The 18605-nt window shown below is 71.7% G+C and carries 15 protein-coding genes and 1 tRNA gene; 14 read left to right on the top strand and 2 right to left on the bottom strand.

Translation table 11 applies throughout. From position 1 onward, the window contains the following. Window positions 1-37 precede the first annotated feature (37 nt). From ACPZVR_RS23060 to ACPZVR_RS23040, 5 genes are all read left to right on the top strand, one after another. A complete protein-coding gene (locus ACPZVR_RS23060) occupies window positions 38-2338 on the top strand; it encodes a sodium-translocating pyrophosphatase (RefSeq protein WP_436702026.1) in 2301 nt (766 codons plus the stop codon). Window positions 2339-2340: 2 nt separating this feature from the next. Further along, window positions 2341-2646 (top strand): hypothetical protein, encoded by a 306-nt coding sequence (locus ACPZVR_RS23055; RefSeq protein ID WP_436702025.1) that lies wholly within the window; start codon window positions 2341-2343, stop codon window positions 2644-2646. Next, on the top strand, window positions 2631-3104 hold the full coding sequence (locus ACPZVR_RS23050) for a M14 family zinc carboxypeptidase (RefSeq protein WP_436702024.1): 474 nt from the start codon (window positions 2631-2633) through the stop codon (window positions 3102-3104). Before ACPZVR_RS23055 ends, ACPZVR_RS23050 begins: the two co-directional genes overlap by 16 nt. 136 nt (window positions 3105-3240) lie before the next feature. Beyond that, complete coding sequence (locus ACPZVR_RS23045; RefSeq protein WP_436702023.1) at window positions 3241-4704, top strand: Vgb family protein; 1464 nt, start codon at window positions 3241-3243, stop codon at window positions 4702-4704. A gap of 75 nt (window positions 4705-4779) precedes the next feature. Further along, window positions 4780-6153, top strand: a complete 1374-nt coding sequence (locus tag ACPZVR_RS23040; protein ID WP_436702022.1) for an Ig-like domain-containing protein — start codon at window positions 4780-4782, stop codon at window positions 6151-6153. 22 nt (window positions 6154-6175) lie between these two features. Here the strand turns inward: ACPZVR_RS23040 and ACPZVR_RS23035 are convergent, their stop codons facing one another. Then, window positions 6176-6541, bottom strand: a complete 366-nt coding sequence (locus tag ACPZVR_RS23035) for a YciI family protein (RefSeq protein WP_436702021.1) — start codon at window positions 6539-6541, stop codon at window positions 6176-6178. Between the two features lie 192 nt (window positions 6542-6733). Between ACPZVR_RS23035 and ACPZVR_RS23030 the strand changes: the two genes are divergently transcribed. From ACPZVR_RS23030 to ACPZVR_RS23000, 7 genes are all read left to right on the top strand, one after another. Beyond that, the gene (locus ACPZVR_RS23030; protein WP_436702020.1) at window positions 6734-7990 is read left to right on the top strand and encodes an NHL repeat-containing protein; all 1257 of its coding nucleotides are present in this window, start codon (window positions 6734-6736) and stop codon (window positions 7988-7990) included. Window positions 7991-8024: 34 nt separating this feature from the next. Continuing rightward, window positions 8025-9518 (top strand): DUF7059 domain-containing protein, encoded by a 1494-nt coding sequence (locus ACPZVR_RS23025; protein ID WP_436702019.1) that lies wholly within the window; start codon window positions 8025-8027, stop codon window positions 9516-9518. Window positions 9519-9550: 32 nt separating this feature from the next. After that, window positions 9551-10714, top strand: a complete 1164-nt coding sequence (locus ACPZVR_RS23020; protein ID WP_436702018.1) for a DUF2510 domain-containing protein — start codon at window positions 9551-9553, stop codon at window positions 10712-10714. 110 nt (window positions 10715-10824) lie between these two features. Then, a complete protein-coding gene (gene topA / locus ACPZVR_RS23015) occupies window positions 10825-13518 on the top strand; it encodes a type I DNA topoisomerase (protein WP_436702017.1) in 2694 nt (897 codons plus the stop codon). Window positions 13519-13719: 201 nt separating this feature from the next. Further along, window positions 13720-14394, top strand: a complete 675-nt coding sequence (gene tmk, locus ACPZVR_RS23010; protein WP_436702016.1) for a dTMP kinase — start codon at window positions 13720-13722, stop codon at window positions 14392-14394. Next, window positions 14391-15542 (top strand): DNA polymerase III subunit delta', encoded by a 1152-nt coding sequence (locus ACPZVR_RS23005; RefSeq protein ID WP_436702015.1) that lies wholly within the window; start codon window positions 14391-14393, stop codon window positions 15540-15542. The genes tmk and ACPZVR_RS23005 overlap by 4 nt, the downstream gene beginning before the upstream one ends. 25 nt (window positions 15543-15567) lie before the next feature. Then, window positions 15568-17109: an alpha/beta hydrolase gene (locus ACPZVR_RS23000; protein WP_436702014.1), complete on the top strand. Its 1542-nt coding sequence runs from the start codon at window positions 15568-15570 to the stop codon at window positions 17107-17109. Between the two features lie 30 nt (window positions 17110-17139). On the opposite strand, the gene ACPZVR_RS22995 is transcribed toward ACPZVR_RS23000, so the two are convergent. After that, complete coding sequence (locus tag ACPZVR_RS22995) at window positions 17140-18057, bottom strand: LysR family transcriptional regulator (RefSeq protein WP_436702013.1); 918 nt, start codon at window positions 18055-18057, stop codon at window positions 17140-17142. A gap of 138 nt (window positions 18058-18195) precedes the next feature. On the opposite strand from ACPZVR_RS22995, the gene ACPZVR_RS22990 reads away from it, so the two are divergent. Both ACPZVR_RS22990 and ACPZVR_RS22985 read left to right on the top strand, forming a co-directional pair. Further along, complete coding sequence (locus ACPZVR_RS22990; RefSeq protein WP_436702012.1) at window positions 18196-18357, top strand: hypothetical protein; 162 nt, start codon at window positions 18196-18198, stop codon at window positions 18355-18357. A gap of 95 nt (window positions 18358-18452) precedes the next feature. Then, window positions 18453-18525: transfer RNA gene (locus ACPZVR_RS22985), tRNA-Thr, on the top strand. The last annotated feature ends 80 nt before the right edge of the window (window positions 18526-18605 follow it).

Genomic DNA, 18605 nt, shown 5'->3' with positions numbered 1-18605 from the left:
CCGTGGCCGACCCTGAACCCCCGCAGGAGGCAGTCGTATGCCCCGTCCGTTCGTCGTCGATGTCGAAGTCACCGGGGGCGACCTCGCCCTCGTGGTGATCGTGGCCGTGATCGCTCTCGGCTCCCTGGGCATGGCCGTGCTGTTCAGATCGGAGGTGCTGCGCGCAGGCGAGGGCACTCCCAACATGCAGCGCATCGCCCAGGCCGTGCAGGAGGGGGCGAACGCCTACCTCACCCGGCAGTTCAGGACCCTGACGATCTTCGCGGCCATCGCGTTCGTCGTCCTCCTGGCCCTGCCGGCGCACACCGCGGACGACGCGGGCGGTCTGCAGTCGGAGTGGGCGGTCCGGATCTTCCGGTCGGTCTTCTTCCTGGTGGGTGCCGGCTTCTCCGGGGCGGTCGGCTACCTCGGCATGTCACTCGCGGTCCGCGCCAACCTGCGCGTGGCGGCTGCGGCCAACGAGCAGGGCCGTGACCCCGCCATGAACATCGGCTTCCGGACCGGTGCGTTCGTCGGCATGCTCACCGTCGGCCTCGGACTGCTCGGCGCCAGTGTCGTCGTGATCATCTTCCAGAGCGCCGCGCCCAACGTGCTGGAGGGCTTCGGCTTCGGCGCCGCGCTCCTCGCGATGTTCATGCGGGTCGGCGGCGGCATCTTCACCAAGGCCGCCGACGTCGGCGCCGACCTGGTCGGCAAGGTCGAGCAGAACATCCCCGAGGACGACCCGCGCAACGCGGCGACGATCGCCGACAATGTGGGTGACAACGTCGGCGACTGCGCCGGCATGGCGGCCGACCTGTTCGAGTCGTACGCCGTCACGCTGGTCGCCGCGCTGATCCTCGGCTCGCAGGCGTTCGGCGACAAGGGGCTGGTCTTCCCGCTCATCGTCCCCGCGATCGGCGCGCTGTCCGCCATCGCCGGCGTCTACCTCACCAAGCCGCGGGCTGGTGAGAGCGGCCTGAAGACGATCAACCGGGCGTTCTACATGTCGGCCGCGGTCGGTGCGGTCGCCAGCGCGATCGCCGCGTTCATCTACCTCCCCGGCGAGTGGAGCGAGCTCGGCTCCGGCGCCACCGCGGAGCTGTCGCCGCCGGTGTTCGCCGCCGGGGCGGTCGTGATCGGCATCGTGCTCGCGGCCGCGATCCTGGCCCTGACCGGCTACTTCACCGGCACCGAGCACCGCCCGGTCAAGGACGTCGCGAAGACCTCGCTGACCGGTCACGCGACCGTCATCCTGTCCGGCCTCTCGGTCGGCTTCGAGTCCGCGGTCTACACCGCGATGGTGATCGGCGCCGCGGTGTTCGGCGCGGCGCTCCTGGCGGGCGGCTCGACCGGTCTCGCGCTGTTCGCCGTCGCCCTGGCGGGTTGTGGCCTGCTCACGACGGTCGGGGTCATCGTCGCGATGGACACCTTCGGGCCGGTCTCCGACAACGCCCAGGGCATCGCGGAGATGTCCGGCGACGTCAGCGAGGAGGGCGCGCAGATCCTCACCGAGCTCGACGCCGTCGGCAACACGACCAAGGCGATCACCAAGGGCATCGCGATCGCGACGGCCGTCCTGGCCGCGAGCGCCCTGTTCGCGTCGTACACCCAGAGTGCCTATGCCGAGGTCGGTGACGTCCTGGACCAGGACTTCCTGGTCTACGACGCCAAGCTGATCGTCGGCGCCCTGCTCGGCGCCTGTGCGGTGTTCCTCTTCTCCGGCCTGGCGATCAACGCCGTCGGCCGGGCGGCCGGCGCGGTCGTGATGGAGGTGCGGCGCCAGTTCCGCGACATCCCCGGGATCATGGAGGGAACCGCCCGTCCCGAGTACGGCCGGGTCGTCGACATCGTGACCCGTGACTCGCTGCGCGAGCTCGCGACCCCCGGCATCCTGGCGATCCTCGCCCCGGTGGCCGTCGGCTTCGGGCTCGGCGTCGGGCCGCTGGCCGGCTTCCTGGTCGGCGCGATCGCCACCGGCACGCTGATGGCGGTGTTCCTCGCCAACGCGGGTGGCGCCTGGGACAACGCGAAGAAGCTGGTCGAGGACGGACATCACGGTGGCAAGGGCTCGGAGGCCCATGCGGCCACGGTCACCGGAGACACGGTGGGCGACCCGTTCAAGGACACCGCCGGCCCGTCGATCAACCCGCTGCTCAAGGTGATGAACCTGGTGTCGCTGCTGATCGTCGGCGCCGTGGTCAGCCTCTCCTACGGGGAGAACGAGAACGACGTCATCCGGATCCTGATCGCCGTCGCGGCGGCGGCCGGCATCTTCGCCGCGGTCTACATCTCCAAGCAGCGCGTCTCCACGATCGGTGACGACGCCCCGCAGCCCACCTCGGTCGACTCCGCCTGAGGATGCGCCGACTCCTGGCCGCGCTGGCGGCGACCCTCGTGGTCGTCGCCGGCGCGGCCGCCGTCGTTCCCGCCCCGACCGTGGCGGCGACCGCGGCGTCGTACGTCGAGACGTCGCTCGTGATCGGGACCTCGGCGCGCGGTCGCCCGATCCGCGCGTTCTACCGGGGCGAGGAAGGGGCGCCGCACGTCCTGCTGGTCCTCGGTCAGATGCACGGCGACGAGAAGGCCGGCCTCGTCACGGCGCGCTGGATCCGTGACCACTCGAGCCACGGCCGGGGACGGGCGTGTGGGTGGTGCCGACGATGAACCCCGACGGCAACGCCCGCGGCACCCGCACCAACGGGCGCGGCGTCGACCTCAACCGCAACTGGCCGACGAGCGGATGGTCGGGCGCCCACCGCGGCACGCGCTACTGGGGCGGCCCGCGGCCCGCGAGCGAGCCGGAGACCCGCGCGATGAGGGACTTCCTCGACCAGGTGCGACCGGACTACATCGCCTCGATCCACCAGCCCCTGCGCGCGATCGGCCGTGGTGGTCACGGCCGATGGGAGAGGCGGCTGGCCCGTCACCTCGATCTCCCGCGGCGCCATCTCGGCGTCGGCAACCCGTCCGGCACCGACGCGCCGACGCTGACCGCCTGGTACGACAGCACCCTCGGCGAGCACGGCGTGGCCACCACGATCGAGTACGCCGCCCGCACCACCCACCGCTATCGCACGCGGATCGCCGGGCGGGGCATCGCCCGCGCCGCACGGATCAGGTGACGACGGCGCGCGCGGGTCGGGCCTCGGGAGGCTGACCGCGACAGCGGGTTTGGTGATACCCCGACCGGGTAGGTGGCCCGCCCGACCTGTCTCTGGGCGCGCCGAGGGTCGTGCCCTCCTCCCCTGAAGGAGCGCGATGACGATGCGACGTGCCCGGCTGCGCCGGGCGATGGCGATGGCGGCGGGGATCCTCGTCCTGCCGGTTCTCTCGATCACGGGACTCGGCGTGCCGGGTGCGGTGGCCGACGACACCGGCTCCCCGGCGGCCCCTCTCTCCGGCCACCGGGTCGAGCTGTCTGTCGAGCACACGCCGGCGCCGGGGCGCCGCGCAGCCCAGGCCGGCAGCTTCCAGGTCTACCCGGTGCCGACCAGTGCGGCAGGCCTCCGCCGGATCACCACCGCACCCAACGGCGACATGTGGTTCGTCGAGCGCGACAAGAACAAGGTCGGCCGGATCACCCCTGCCGGCGCCATCGACGAGTTCAATCTGCCGCCGCAGACCACGCCGGGCAGCCTCGTGAAGGACCTGGACGTCGACGCTGCTGGCAATGTCTGGGTGGTCTACGACAGCGGCTGGAAGGTGATCCGCTTCCACCCGAGTAACCCGGCCGGAGGATATGGCTGGGCGTACGCCCAGCCCTACGGCGAGGAGATCCGCGTCGGGCCCGACGGCACCTGGGTGACCATGTCGTTCGACGAGGACGGTATCGTCAAGATCACCGGCAACAGCAGCAACTGGGATGGGAACGCGCCCGAGTGCGATGGTGCCCTGGGCCGCGGCCGCGATGGCCTGATGTGGTGCCAGCAGTTCGACAGGCTCATCCAGGTCAACGCCGCGGGCAGCGGTGGTGTGTCCTACCCTCTGCCGGCCAACGCGACCTACCCCTACTCGGTGGCGACCGGCCCGACGGGCAAGATCTGGTTCGGCCGCGACAGCGGCGGCACGATGTTCACCTCGCCGTCCAATGGCAACATCGGCTGGGTCGGCGACGACAACCAGGTGGGCACCATCCGCACCGGCGACCGCACCGCCCCGCGCAGCCTGGTCACCGGCCCGGACGGCAACGTCTGGTTCACCAGTGTCGGTGCGGCGAAGGGCATCGGGCACGTGAACGCGGCGGGTGTCGGCGCCGTGGTACAGGTCGGCAACTACGAGCCCACCTCGCTGACCTACGGCGCGGACGGCGCGATCTGGTTCACCGACGAGACCAACAACGCGATCGTCCGGGTCCCGCGGGAGAACCTGTGGGTCACCAACGTCAACGTCGGCCCCAACTCCCAGCTGATCCCGCACGCCCAGCCGCCCGTCACGGCGAAGAAGAAGCTGAAGGCCGACAAGAAGCGCAAGAAGGCCCGGCTCACCGTCAGCTGTGGTGGCGGACTGATGGCCTGCTCCGGCAGCGTCGTGGTCAAGGCCGGCAAGAAGAAGCTGGGCAGCGGCAGCTACGCGGTGGCCGTCAACAGCAGCGGCAAGGCGAGCGTCAAGCTGACGAAGGCCGCACGCAAGCTGCTCCAGCGGAGTCGGACCGTGAAGGTCACGGTCGTGCTCACGGCTGCGACCGGCGCGACGACGACCAAGAAGGCGAAGCTGACCCGCTGAGCGGGTCAGGGTCGGACCCCAACATTGGGGTCCGACCCTGACGCGCCACCCGCTCGGTGCTGGCCGAATGGCAGGGTGACCCGAAGCCTGCGCTACCTCGCCGTCCTCGTCGCCCTCGTCCTCGGGACGGGCCTGCTCCGCCCACCACCTGCCGCCGCCGACGAGCCGGGCGGCTGGTACGACGGCGGCATCGGCTACTCCCAGGTGGTCAACTGCTTCGGGCTGATCCAGGGGACGCCGTACACCGAGGCGGGCATCGGCGCCTACGCCGGCTACTGGGCAGACCCCGACAGCGGCGTACCCGCGGTCGGCCAGACGTTCTGGATCCACTACGCCGTCTACGGCATGGGCAACCCGTGCGCCGGTGGCACCTACTTCCACCCGACGATCTCGCTGCCGGCCGGCGTCACCTTCGACACCTCGCAGCAGATCCGCTGCGGGTACGACGGCAGCGGCGGCGCCGCGCCGCAGGGCAACTGCCCCGGCTGGGGCAACCTGCAGGGCGGCGCCTACTACAACGACCGCGACGCGGGCCTGTGGGGTGTGGCGCAGGGCCATCACTGGGAGTTCCAGTTCCCGGTGAAGGCGAGCCAGCCGCTGTCCGGAGCCAACCTGACGATCGGCGTGAAGACGATCGACGGCAACAACGACGCGACGATCGTCCTGCAGGCGCCGATCTACGTCTTCGGTGCCGGAGGCAGCGGGCAGCCGGGCTCGCCGCACCAGGTCCTCTACGACACCCCGTCGACGGTCAACACCGCCACCGACCCGGACGGCGGGACCACCCAGTACGGCTTCATCTCCTACTTCCAGGCGATCACCAACAACCAGGCCGGCTCGATCGGCGTCGACCTCAGCACCAACGGCAGCACCGTGCAGTGGACCAAGTCCCTGGCCTACGGTGGCGGCGATCCCGCGGTCTACCTGTGGACCGACTGGAACGAGGCCGAGTTCCCCCTCGTGATGCCCGGCTCGACGTACTGCTGGCGCGGGAAGTTCACCCCGACCGGGGGCACGACGACGTACGGCGCCTGGCAGTCCTTCACCCGTGCGCCGGCCGGCTCCGGCGGCGGCGCGTCGACCGGAACCGGACCCCTCGGCAGTACGGGCGGCGGACCGCCCGGCGGCCTCACCGGCAGCAGCTCGCTCGGCGGCTCGCTCACCGCGATCAAGGCGGCCGCGACGGTCGCCGCGAAGGTCAAGGGCAAGCTGCGGGCCGGACGGAAGGGCAGGCTGCGGGTCGCCGTGTCGTCGGCCCGCGGCGCCACGGGCACCGTCACCGTCACCGCGAAGGGCAAGGTCGTCGGCACCGGCACCCTCGCGGGCGGTGCGGCCGTCGTGAAGCTCAAGAAGCTCAAGGCCGGCAAGCACAAGCTGGTGGTGTCGTACAGCGGGGACGCCGGGGCCGGCGCCGCCACCACGCAGGTCAAGGTGAAGGTGCGCCGATAGCAGCCGTGCTGTCGACCCGGCGTCAGGCGAGCCCGTCGAACGGACGGACCTCGACCTTGCCCCGGCACGCGCGCGACGCGTCGGCGGCAAGGCGCTGCGCGGTGGCGAGGTCGGGTACGTCGATCACCCAGAAGCCGGCGATGGCCTCCTTGGTCTCGAGGTAGGGGCCGTCGGTGACGACCGGCGTCTCGCCCTGCCCGTCGACGACGGACGCTGTCGTGGCGGGGGACAGGCCGCCGGCGAACACCCAGTAACCGTCCGTCTTCAGTTGCTCGTTGAAGGCACCGGTGTCGGCGAAGGACTGCTCCATCTCCTCCTTCGACCCGTAGCCGTAGAACTCGTCGGTCACCTCGGCCGGACCGTGCACGGACATCAGGTACGTCGTCATGTCGTCGTCTCCTCGACTCCGGGCGGCCTCGGTGACCGCCTCCTGCCCTCACCACGAACGCCATCACGCGGATTCGACAGCTGTCACGGGGTTCCCGGGTAGTTTTCCCGGACCGGTCCGGGGGGAGGTTTCGTCGCCCGCCGCGCGGGCACGGTGCCGCTCATCTGCTGTCTGGTGCGTGAGGTGGGTCCGATGGTGTTTCAGTCCTCGACGGTCGCGGTGTCGGCCACCCGGTCCGGAGGTCGTCGGACGCGGCGGCGCACCGCCCTCGCGGCGGCGGTGGGGGTGGTCGTGGCGCTCGTCGCCGGCTCGCTCGCCGCGGCGCCGCCCGCTGCCGCGGGTCCGGAGGGCTACGTCCTCGCCGGCACGTGGGACGCCGCCGGCGATGCCGATGTCGCGGCGGCCCCCGACGGCACCCTGTGGTCGGTCGACGACTACACCACCCTCAACCACTTCTCCGCCACTGGGACGCTGCTGGGGTCCTTCACCCTCGACGGCTTCAGCCGCGCCCGGAGCATCGCGGTGGGCCCCGACGGGACGCTCTACGTGACGGACTCGGACACCGTCAGCCCCTCGGTCGTGGCGTTCACGCCGACGGTGTCGCGGATCCGCGATTACACCATCCCCGATGGCGGGAGCGGCGTGTTCGACATCGCCCTCGGCGTCGCCGTCGCGCCGACTGGGGAGGTGCTGGTCACCAATGCCAGCGGTGACCGGGTCGAGGTCTTCTCCGCCGCCGGCACGTGGCTGCGCAGCATCGGCTCCTCCGGCGCCGGGCCCGGCCAGCTCGACCGACCCGACGACGTGGTCGTCGGCGCGGACGGGACGGTGTTCGTCTCGGATTACTGGAACAACCGCATTCAGCGGTTCAACCTCGCGACCGGCGCCTACCTCGGCGGCTTCGGCCAGCCGGGCCGCAACCCGGGCCAGCTCGACACCCCCTACGGCCTCGACCTCACGCCGTCGGGCAATGTCGTGGTGTTCGACGACTACGCCCTCTCCGAGTTCACGCCGACCGGCGGGTTCGTCTCGCGGACCAACCACGGGTTGGTCACGGCGTACGACGACCAGGGCATGACCATCGATGCGGCGGGCGCGGTCTACACGACCCGCACCGGCGGTCTGGCCCGGTTCGTCCCCGCGGGCGGTGGCGTGGCCGCCGGCGTGGCGAAGGTGAAGGCGCCGAAGAAGGGCGTGAAGGTCGTCAAGAAGAAGGTCCGGCTCACCGTCGCGTGCGTGAGCGCGACCCCCTGCTCGGGCACCCTGTCCATGGCGGTGAAGGGCAAGCGGATCGCGAAGCCGACGCCCTATGCGGCGCCGGCCGGTGGCACGACGAAGGTCAAGGTCAAGCTGACCAAGAAGGGCCTCGCGGTGATCCGCAAGAAGGCGGTCACCAAGACGGTCGTGACCGTGACGGGCGGCGCCACGAAGGTCAAGATCCGTCGCTGACGGTGCCACGGGGGCTACCTCTACCGTTGTCCCCGTGCTGCCGACCTCCCTCGCCGCCCCGCTGCGTGACGCCCTGCTCGCCGCCGACTTCACCTACGACGCGGTCAGCGACCTCCTCGGCCCGGAGGCCCACCAGGCGCTCTCGCGCAACGAGACGACGCCCGGCCGGCGTCGTACGACGGACGGCGGTCCGATCGCGACGCTGATCCGGCTCTTCCTCCTGCAGACCTCGGTGCCGGTGGCGGACGCCGAGCGGGCGCTGCCGGGGCTGGTCGACCCGCTCGCCAACGCCGGGGCCCTGGCCCGGAGCGTGGGGGAGGTCGCCGCCCGCCTGGACGTGCGACCGTACGGCTCGGAGGAGGGCGACCTATGGGTCGTCAGCGACCTGACCCCGGGGCTCGACGGCATGGCGACGGCGGTGACCGGCGACTACGTGCTCGGGATCAGCCCGGCGTCCTCGAGCCTCGCCCAGCTGACGCTGCGCCACGACGTCGGCACCGCGCTCGACCTCGGGACCGGCTGCGGTGTGCAGGCGCTGCACCTGGCCACCCACAGCGACCGGGTGGTCGCCACCGACGTCAACCAGCGGGCGCTGGCGATCGCCCGCTTCAACGCGGCCCTCAACGACGTCGACGACAAGATCGACGTCCGGGACGGGTCGTTCTTCGCGCCGGTCGCGGGGGAGCGGTTCGACCTCATCGCCACCAACCCCCCGTTCGTGATCTCGCCGGCCACCGGCGAGCGCCTCGTCTACCGCGACTCGGGCCTGCCCGGCGACCAGGTCGTCGAGCACATCGTCCGGACCGCACCCGACCACCTCGCCGACGGCGGCTGGTGCCAGGTGCTCGCCAACTGGGTGATCGAGAAGGACCGGCCGTGGGACGAGCGGCTCGGCACCTGGCTGCCCGACGAGTGCGACGCGCTCGTGGTCCAGCGGGAGGTGCTCGACCCGGCGTCGTACGTCGAGCTGTGGCTCAAGGACTCCGGTCACCACCCCGCCACCGGCGGCGATCCGGCGGCGTACGCGCAGCGCTACGACACCTGGCTGTCGTGGCTGGAGCGCCAGGGCGTCGCCGGGATCGGGTTCGGCTGGATCAACCTGCGGCGCCGGGAGGGCGCCGCGCCCGGCGCGCTGACCCGCGACCTCCTCGAGTGGCCGTACGACGTCGAGCAGCCGATCGCGCCCGCGATCGCGGCCTGGGCGGCGTCGGCACGGGCCGCGCGCGACCTCGACGCCGGCACCCGGCTGGTGCTTCGCGAGGACGTGGTCCAGGAGACGAGCGGTCCGGTCGGCGTCGAGGATCCGGTCACCATCGTGCTGCGCCAGCAGCGCGGCTTCCGCCGTGCCCGCCAGGTCGACACCGTGGTGGCCGCCGTCGCCGGAGCCTGCGACGGCGACCTGCCCGTCGGCCCGCTGGTCGACGCCGTCGGTCAGCTGCTCGACCGCGACCCGGCCAGCCTGCGCGAGGTCTACCTCCCCGAGCTCGGGGAGCTGGTCGCCGAGGGCTTCCTCGGGCCCGCGGACTGACCGCGCGCCCGAGGTTTCCCTAGGCTGGGGCCGTGACGAACGCAGGCTGGTACCCCGACCCCGCGGGCGCGCCCGACACCTACCGCTACTGGGACGGTCAGGCGTGGAGCCAGATGACGACCACGCAGCCGTCCGGGGGCGCCCGGCCCGACGGTGCCGCGGCGACACCTCCGCCGGCCGAGCCGACGGTAGCGCCGCCCTCGCCGGAGCCCACGGCGTACGGCGCGGTGCCGCCGTCGCCGCCCCCGCCTCCGCCGAGCCCCTATGGCGGGCAGCCCGGGTACGCCGGGTACGGCGGGCAGCCCGGGTACGGCGAGCAGAGCGGCTACGGAGGTCAGGCCGGCTACGGCGCGCCGGGCGGCCCAGGTGCCCCCGGCTACGGCCAGCAGTGGAGCCCGGCCCCGCCCCCGGGCGGGAGCGGCGGCAGCAGGAAGACGGTCGTCATCGCGCTCGCCGCGGTGCTGGCGCTGGTCCTGCTCGGCGTCGGCGGGTTCTTCGGCATCCGTGCCGTGACCGGGGACGACGAGGAGAAGAAGGCCGACGACGGCAGCTCGCAGACCGACGAGTCCGGCCCGACCGAGGACGAGGACACCGACGGCGGTGCCACCGACGGCCCGAGCGAGGGCTCGTCGAGCACGGTCAAGCCGACCGGCATCCAGTGCACCGGCGGCGCCCCGGCGCCGACCACCGCCCCCGACCCCGCGGCCCCCCAGCTCAGCGGCGGCCGGCTGTCCATCCCGCGCCAGCCCGGGCACGACATCGCCGGCGGCGACCAGGTGGCGTTCGGGTTCGCCAACGGGTTCGTGCTGCAGTACGCCAACGTCGAGGAGAGCTGGATCACGCTCACCGGCGTCGGCGCGCTCGCGAAGGCCAACGGCTTCGACGACGTCGCGACCGCGGCCGAGGTCGTCATGCAGTGCCTGACCGGGAGCGACAAGGTCTACCGCGGCTTCACGGGACGCACCGACCTCACCAACGAGGAGATCAGCGTCGACGGCCAGCCGGCGCACCGCATCACCGCCGAGATCCGGGTCTCCGACCCCGAGATCACCGTGGAGGGCGACGTCACCGACGTGATCGTCGTCGACACCGGCGATCCGGGCGCGTTCGGGCTCTACATCGGCATGGCCGCCATCGGGGACGACGCCCTCGTCAGCGCCAACGAGGCGGTCATCGGGCAGATCGAGGTGGGCTGACCGACCCTTCCGGACGACCACTCTGGACGCCGCTCGCGACGGCGCTCGACAGCACGCGCTACCGTGACACCGCCGAATCAGGCAGCGAACGAGTAGTGGAGAAGGTCCCTGTGTCCCACAAGCTGGTGATCGTCGAGTCGCCCGCCAAGGCCCGCACCATCGGCGGGTACCTCGGCGACGGCTACGTCGTCGAGTCCTCGATCGGCCACATCCGTGACCTTCCCAACAACGCGGCCGACACCCCGGCGAAGATCAAGGACAAGCCGTGGGGGCGGCTCGCGATCGACGTCGACAACGGCTTCGAGCCCTACTACGTCGTGCCCCGCGACAAGAAGAGCCACATCTCCAAGCTCAAGAGCCTGCTCAAGGATGCCGACGAGCTCTACCTCGCCACCGATGAGGACCGCGAGGGGGAGGCGATCGCCTGGCACCTCCTCGACGAGCTGAAGCCGAAGAACATCCCGGTCAAGCGGATGGTCTTCCACGAGATCACCAAGGCCGCCATCCAGGAGGCCGCCGCCAACCCCCGCGAGCTCGACATGGACCTCGTCGAGGCCCAGGAGACCCGCCGGCTGCTCGACCGCCTCTACGGCTACGAGGTCTCGCCGGTGCTGTGGCGCAAGGTCATGTCCGGCCTGTCCGCGGGCCGGGTGCAGTCGGTCGCGACCCGGCTCGTCGTGGACCGCGAGAAGGAGCGGATGGCCTTCAAGGTCGCCTCCTACTGGGACCTCGAGGGCACCTTCGACGCCGGCAGCAAGCACGACCAGCGGATGTTCCCCGCCAAGCTGCACTCCGTCGACGGCACCCGCGTCGCGTCCGGCTCGAACTTCGGCCAGGACGGCCGGCTCAAGGCCAAGGCCGACGTCGTCCACCTCGACCAGCGCCGCGCCGAGGCCCTCGTCACGGCGCTCGCCGACACGGCGTACGACGTCCGGTCGGTCGAGGCCAAGCCGTACCGACGCTCGCCGTACCCGCCCTTCCGCACCACCACGCTGCAGCAGGAGGCCAGCCGCAAGCTCGGCATGAGCGCGAGCGTGACGATGAGCGTCGCGCAGCGGCTCTACGAGAACGGCTTCATCACCTACATGCGTACCGACAGCACCACCCTGTCGGGCAGCGCGATCGGCGCGGCCCGGGCGCAGGTGCAGGAGCTGTACGGCGGCGAGTACCTCCCCGACGCGCCGCGGACCTACGCCAGCAAGGTCAAGAACGCCCAGGAGGCGCACGAGGCGATCCGCCCCGCCGGCGACTCCTTCCGGACGCCGGCCCAGACCGGGCTGACCGGCGACCAGTTCCGGCTCTACGAGCTGATCTGGATGCGCACCGTCGCCTCGCAGATGAAGGACGCGGTCGGTCAGTCCGTCACGATCCGGCTCGGCGGCGCGGCGGCCACCGGGGAGGACGTGGTGTTCTCCGCGTCGGGCCGCGTGATCACCTTCCACGGCTTCCTCAAGGCCTACGTCGAGGGCACCGACGACAACGCCGCGAAGGACGACCAGGAGACCCGCCTGCCCAACCTGGCCGAGGGCGACGCCGTCTCCGCGGCCTCCCTGTCCGCCAACGGGCACGAGACGAAGCCGCCGGCCCGCTACACCGAGGCCACCCTGATCAAGGAGCTCGAGGACCGCCAGATCGGCCGGCCGTCGACGTACGCCTCGATCATCGGCACGATCCTCAACCGCGGCTACGTCTACAAGAAGGGCACCGCGCTGGTGCCGGCCTGGATCGCGTTCTCGGTGGTTCGGCTGCTGACCGAGCACTTCACCCGGCTCATCGACTACCAGTTCACCGCCGGCATGGAGGACGTCCTCGACGACATCGCCCGCGGCGACAAGAGCCGGGTGGCCGAGCTGACCGAGTTCTACTACGGCTCCGACCAGCTCGCCGGCCTCAAGCGGCTCGTCGACGACCTCGGCGACATCGACGCCAAGGCCCTGGCGACCTTCCCGGTGGGCGATCCCGAGGACGGCATCGACCTGCGGGTCGGCAAGTACGGCCCCTATCTCGAGGGCCCGGGCGACGACGGCGCGCCGGCCGGCAAGCGGGCCAACGTGCCCGACGACCTGCCTCCCGACGAGCTGACCGTCGCCAAGGCCAAGGAGCTGCTGGCCAACCCGGCGGGCGAGGAGATCGACCTCGGCGTCCACCCGGAGACCGGCCTGCAGGTCGTGGCGAAGAACGGTCGGTTCGGGCCGTACGTCACCGAGGTGCTGCCCGAGGACGCGCCCAAGAAGGAGAAGCCGCGCACCGGCTCGCTGTTCAAGTCGATGTCGCTCGACACGGTGACCCTCGAGGACGCGGTGAAGCTGCTGTCCCTGCCGCGCGTCGTCGGTGCCGACCCGGAGAGCGGTGAGGAGATCACCGCCCAGAACGGTCGCTACGGCCCCTACCTCAAGAAGGGCACCGACTCCCGCTCGCTCACCAGCGAGGACCAGATCTTCGCGATCACCCTCGACGAGGCGCTGAAGATCTACAGCCAGCCCAAGCAGCGCGGTCGCGCGGCCGCCGCGCCGCCGCTCAAGGAGCTGGGCAACGACCCCGTCTCGGGGCAGCCGGTGGTCGTGAAGGCCGGCCGGTTCGGGGAGTACGTCACCGACGGCGAGTACAACGCAACCCTGCGCAAGGACGACTCGGTCGAGTCGATCACCCTCGAGCGGGCCGCTGAGCTGCTCGCCGAGCGGCGCGAGCGCGGGCCGGCCAAGAAGGCCGCCAAGCGCGGGGCGAAGAAGGCCGCCGCCAAGAAGACGACCAAGAAGGCTCCCGCGAAGAAGGCGGCGGCGAAGAAGGCCGCCAAGAAGTCCTGAGGCGTGGGGTTCGGCCTGCAGGAATCGCCGGTCGACCGGCGATTCCTGCGCTTGTCGGGCGTTGCAACGCCCGACAAGTGACAGAACTGCGCGTCAAGTCCCGGTGAAACCGGCGTCACTCCAGGCGGGCGCGCCCGACGGCGACGTTCGTCGGGTCACCCACCCGTGGCAGGTGTCGCCCCCGTCTCGTAGGTTCACCTCGTGACCTCCTCCGCGAGCCGGCACTGGCCCGGTCAGTACGCCGACACCGGTGTCTTCGTCTGCTTCGAGGGCGGCGAGGGCGGCGGCAAGTCGACGCAGTCACGGCTGCTGCACGACCGGCTGACCGAGCGGGGGTACGCCGTCCGGCTCACCCACGAGCCCGGGGACACCCCGGTCGGCAAGGACCTGCGCCGCATCGTGCTCAGCCCCGAGACCGGCGAGCTCGCCCACAAGACCGAGTTCCTGCTCTACCTCGCCGACAAGGCCGAGCACATCGAGACCCTGGTCCGTCCGGCGCTCGGGCGCGGCGAGGTCGTGATCACCGACCGCTACGTCGACTCCACCCTCGCCTACCAGGGCGCCGGCCGGGCGCTCGACCGCGACGAGCTCGAGGACGTCTCCCGCTGGGCGACCGGCGACCTGCGGCCCCACCTGACGGTGGTGCTCGACCTCGAGCCGGAGGCGGGACTAGGCCGCTTCGAGGGCCGCGACCGGATCGAGGGGGAGGGCCTGGAGTTCCACCAGCGGGTGCGCCAGTCCTTCCTGGACCTCGCCCGCCGCAACCCCGAGCACTACGAGGTGATCGACGCGCGGGCGCCGATCGAGGAGATCGCCGAGCGCGTCGCGGCCCGGGTCGAGCCGCTGCTCGTGCAGGCGCGGAGGGCCGCCCCGTGACCGTCTGGGACACCCTGGTCGGCCAGCGGGTCGTCGTCACCGCTCTCCAGCAGGCGGTCGCCGGCCAGGGCATGACCCACGCCTGGCTGTTCACCGGCCCGCCGGGCTCGGGCCGGTCCAACGCCGCCGTCGCGTTCGCCGCGGCGCTCCAGTGCACCCAGGGCGGGGCCGGGCCCGACTGCCCCGAGACCTGCCACGCCTGCCACACCGTGCTCGCCGGCTCCCACGCCGACGTGTCGGTGGTGCGCACCGAGAAGCTCTCCATCGGCGTCGACGAGGTCCGCGACCTGGTCCGCCGCGCGTCGCTGAGCCCGATGGGCGACCGGTGGCAGATCCTCATCGTGGAGGATGCCGACCGGCTCACCGAGCAGGCCTGCAACGCGCTCCTCAAGGCCATCGAGGAGCCCAACGGCCGCACCATCTGGATGCTGTGCGCGCCCACCGTCGAGGACGTGCTGCCCACCATCCGCTCCCGCTGCCGGCTGGTCACCCTGTCGACGCCGACGGCCGAGGAGGTCGCGGGCTTCCTCGTCGCGCGCGGTGTCGCGGAGCCGCTGGCGTCGTACGCCGCCCGGGCCAGCCAGGGCCACATCGGCCGCGCCCGGGCCCTCGCGTTCGACGAGGCGGTGCGCACCCGGCGCCAGGAGGTCGTGGCGATGCCGGCCCGGCTGACCACGCTCGGCCGCTGCATGGACGCCGCCACCCGGCTCGCGTCGACCGCCAAGGACGAGGCCGACGCGATCACCGCCGAGCTCGACGCACGCGAGAAGGCCGACCTCGACGCGGCGTACGGCGTGGTCGAGCGCGGCCGTCGCCCGCGGGAGTACGGCCCGGCGCTGGCCGCTCTGGAGAAGGGCCAGCGGACCCGTGCCAAGCGCCGGCACCTCGACGTCGTCGACCGCGGCCTCACCGACCTGATGTCGGTCTACCGCGACGCCATCGCGCTCGCCAGCCACGCGCCCGGGGCGCTGGTCAACGAGGAGATCCGCGACCAGGTGGAGGCCATCGTCGAGACCTCCACCCCCGAGCTCAACCTGCGCCGCATCGGCTGGATCTTCGCGGCCCGCGAGCAGATGCTCGAGTTCAACGTCCCGGTCGCCTTGGCCCTGGAGTCGATGATGGTGGCATTGAAGGCACCGCAGCGGTGATCCCCGACCTCCTGAGGAGCAATAGGTGAGCAAGCGGACCCTGATCGTCGCGGTCGTCACCGTGTGGGCGCTGGTGATGGCGGGGGCGGTCGGTGTCGGCGTCGTGCTGCTGAGCGGCGACGACTCCGACGACGACCAGGACCGCGCGCCCGTCGCGACGAAGGGACCCGACGGGCGCACGCTCGAGGACTTCTACGACCAGGAGATCGCCTGGGCGCGGTGTGGGCAGAACCAGTGCGGCACGCTCGAGGTCCCCATCGACTACCAGAACCCCGGCGACGGCTCGATCAAGCTCGCCGTCGAGCGGGCCGAGGCCACCGGTGACCGGATCGGCTCCCTGGTCGTCAACCCGGGCGGCCCCGGGGCCCCGGGCACCGACACCGCCACGGAGGCGGATCTCTACTTCGCCGAAGACCTGCGGGCGTCGTACGACATCGTCGGGTTCGACCCGCGCGGCGCGGGCGACTCCGCGCCCGTCGACTGCCTGACCGACGAGGCGCTCGACGCGTACGTCGCCGCCGACCCCGACCCGGACACCCCGGAGGAGCTCGCGGCCGCTCAGGAGAACGCCGAGCGGTTCTGGACCGGCTGCGCCGCCCGTTCCGGCGCCGTCGGCGGCCACGTGAGCACCGTCGAGGCGGCGCGCGACATGGACGTCCTGCGGGCCGCGCTCGGCGAGGAGAAGCTCGACTACTTCGGCTTCTCCTACGGCACCCGCCTCGGCGCGACGTACGCCGAGCTGTTCCCCGACAAGGTCGGCCGGATGGCGCTCGACGGCGCCGTCGACCCGTCGCTGTCGCCGCGCGACGGCGCGCTGAGCCAGGCGAAGGGGTTCGAGACCGCGCTGCGCTCCTACATCCAGGACTGCGTCGACAGCGGCGGCTGCTTCCTCGGCGACACCCTCGACGCCGGCCTGGCCACCATCAAGGACCTGCTGGCCGACATCGACGAGAAGCCGCTGCCGACCGGCGACGCCGAGGGGCGCGAGCTGACCATCGGACTGGCGTTCTACGGCCTGATCGTGCCGCTCTACAGCGAGGACAACTGGACGTTCCTCGACGACGGGCTCCGGCAGGCGCTCGACGGGGACGGCTCCACGCTGCTGGTGCTCTCGGACTTCTACGGCTCGCGCGAGGGCGGCACCTACACCGACAACAGTCTCGAGGCGATCTCGGTCATCAACTGCCTCGACGATCCCTGGTCGATCTCGGCCGACGAGGTGCCCGCCAACTTCCCCGACTTCGAGAAGGCCTCGCCCACCTTCGGCGACGTCTTCGCGTGGGGCCTCACCGCCTGCGCCGGGATCCCGTTCACCTCCACCGACGAGCCCGACCTGCAGATCGACGGGTCCGGAGCCGCGCCGATCATGGTGCTCGGTACGACGCGCGACCCCGCGACACCGTACGAGGAGGCGGTGGCGATGGCCGAGCAACTCGAGTCGGCGGTCCTCGTGAGCCGCGACGGCGACGGGCACACGGCGTACAACAAGGGGAACGGCTGCATCGACGACGCCGTCCACGCCTACCTCATCGACGGCACCGTCCCCGAGGACGGCCTGACCTGCTGACCTGCTGCCCCGGGGTGCTCCGGCGCCGGGTCAGACCGGCTCGATGATGGCCTGGATCCGCTGGGTGGCGAGCTCGATCATCAGCCGGGCCGCCGGTGAGAGGGTCGCGCCCGCCCGGTGCACGATGGCCAGGGTGTCGTAGAGCCGCGGGCGCAGCGACACCCAGCCCGCGTCCGGTGCCAGCCGGGGGAGCAGCTGCACCGCCGCGCCCTTGTTGGTGACGGTGTCGCCCAGGCCGCGGCCGACGAGCTCGACAGCGGTCTCGACGTCCTCGACCTCGATCCGGGTGCCGGGGTTGTAGCCGGCCTCGTGCAGCATCCGCCGCAGCACGATGCGCGCCGAGTCGGAGTCGCGGTACGTGCTCTCCGCCATCACCAGCGGCGCCTCGGCGATCCGCTTCGCGGTCACCGGCGTCGTCAGCCGGGAGGGGTCGGCCGAGACGTAGACGAGCTCGTCGCGGGCGATCGGCGTGATCGCCATGCCCTCGCTGGACAGCCCGGCGACCGCGATCATCGCCGCCTCCAGGTGTCCGCGCCGCAGGTTCTCCTGCACGTCCATCGAGTGGCGGCCGACCAGCTCGACCCGGACCCCGGGATAGCGCTCGAGCACGTCGGCGACCAGCCCCGCGCCGCCGTACAGACGGGCGACACCGAACATCCCGAACCGGATCGTGCCCGTCTCGAACGACCGGATGCTCGCGACCGCGCGCTGCGCGTCGTCGGCCGCGGCGAGCACCTTCTCCGCGTGCGGCCGGAAGGCGTCCGCAGCCGTCGTCGGCACCACCCCGCGCCCGACCCGGCGGAAGAGCGGTACGCCGAGGTGCCGCTCGAGGTTGCGCACCTGCTCCGACACCGACGGCTGCGCGTAGCCCAGCTCCTCGGCCGCCCGGGTGAGGGACCGGTGCTCGTAGGTGGCCAGGAAGCAGGTCAACTGGTGCAGCGACAGCATCGGCGCTCCCTTCCGTGCGGCGGTGAGTCCTAGGGGATCCCTAGGGGAGCGGCAGGAAAGAGAGCCTACCCCTTGCCCTCGCGGCGCCGGAGAATAGAGGGGTCACCGATCTCCCCGGATGCTCGAAGGAGGCCTCCCATGTTCACCCACCACTGCACGTCCTGCAGCCGCCGCGAGCTGATCTTCCCCGACCAGCTCACCGGCCTCGACAACGTCGCGGGCGGCTTCCAGATCCACTTCACCTGCTGGTGCGGCGCCCCCCAGACCCACTTCACCGCCCGCGAGGTCGCCGCCGCCTGACGTGCTCCGGGGACGTGGGCCGGTGGTCTGGCCGGGGCGATTCGCCCTCGCGTCGGTCGCGTCGGTATGCTTCCGCGGTCGCCCTCGGGCGGCAGGCCGCCTTAGCTCAGTCGGTAGAGCGAATCACTCGTAATGATTAGGTCGTCGGTTCGATTCCGACAGGCGGCTCAGTGTGATGTCTCGGGACATCGGCATGGCCTGGACCCACGGTTGTGGGTTTGGGCTCATTGCTTTTTCGGTGTGGGTCC

This window comes from Nocardioides segetis (genome assembly GCF_051390595.1).
GTDB lineage: Bacteria > Actinomycetota > Actinomycetes > Propionibacteriales > Nocardioidaceae > Nocardioides.
Note: the sequence above shows the minus strand (reverse complement) of the source record. Positions and strands in the feature narration are given on the sequence as shown.

Excerpts from the sequence above, each read along its gene's own strand:
- ACPZVR_RS23055 (WP_436702025.1), top strand. The coding sequence starts at position 2,341 with ATGCGCCGACTCCTGGCCGCGCTGGCGGCGACCCTCGTGGTCGTCGCC.
- ACPZVR_RS22990 (WP_436702012.1), top strand. The coding sequence starts at position 18,196 with ATGTTCACCCACCACTGCACGTCCTGCAGCCGCCGCGAGCTGATCTTC.
- ACPZVR_RS23045 (WP_436702023.1), top strand. The coding sequence starts at position 3,241 with ATGACGATGCGACGTGCCCGGCTGCGCCGGGCGATGGCGATGGCGGCG.
- ACPZVR_RS22995 (WP_436702013.1), bottom strand. The coding sequence starts at position 18,057 with ATGCTGTCGCTGCACCAGTTGACCTGCTTCCTGGCCACCTACGAGCAC.
- ACPZVR_RS23035 (WP_436702021.1), bottom strand. The coding sequence starts at position 6,541 with ATGACGACGTACCTGATGTCCGTGCACGGTCCGGCCGAGGTGACCGAC.
- ACPZVR_RS23030 (WP_436702020.1), top strand. The coding sequence starts at position 6,734 with ATGGTGTTTCAGTCCTCGACGGTCGCGGTGTCGGCCACCCGGTCCGGA.
- ACPZVR_RS23060 (WP_436702026.1), top strand. The coding sequence starts at position 38 with ATGCCCCGTCCGTTCGTCGTCGATGTCGAAGTCACCGGGGGCGACCTC.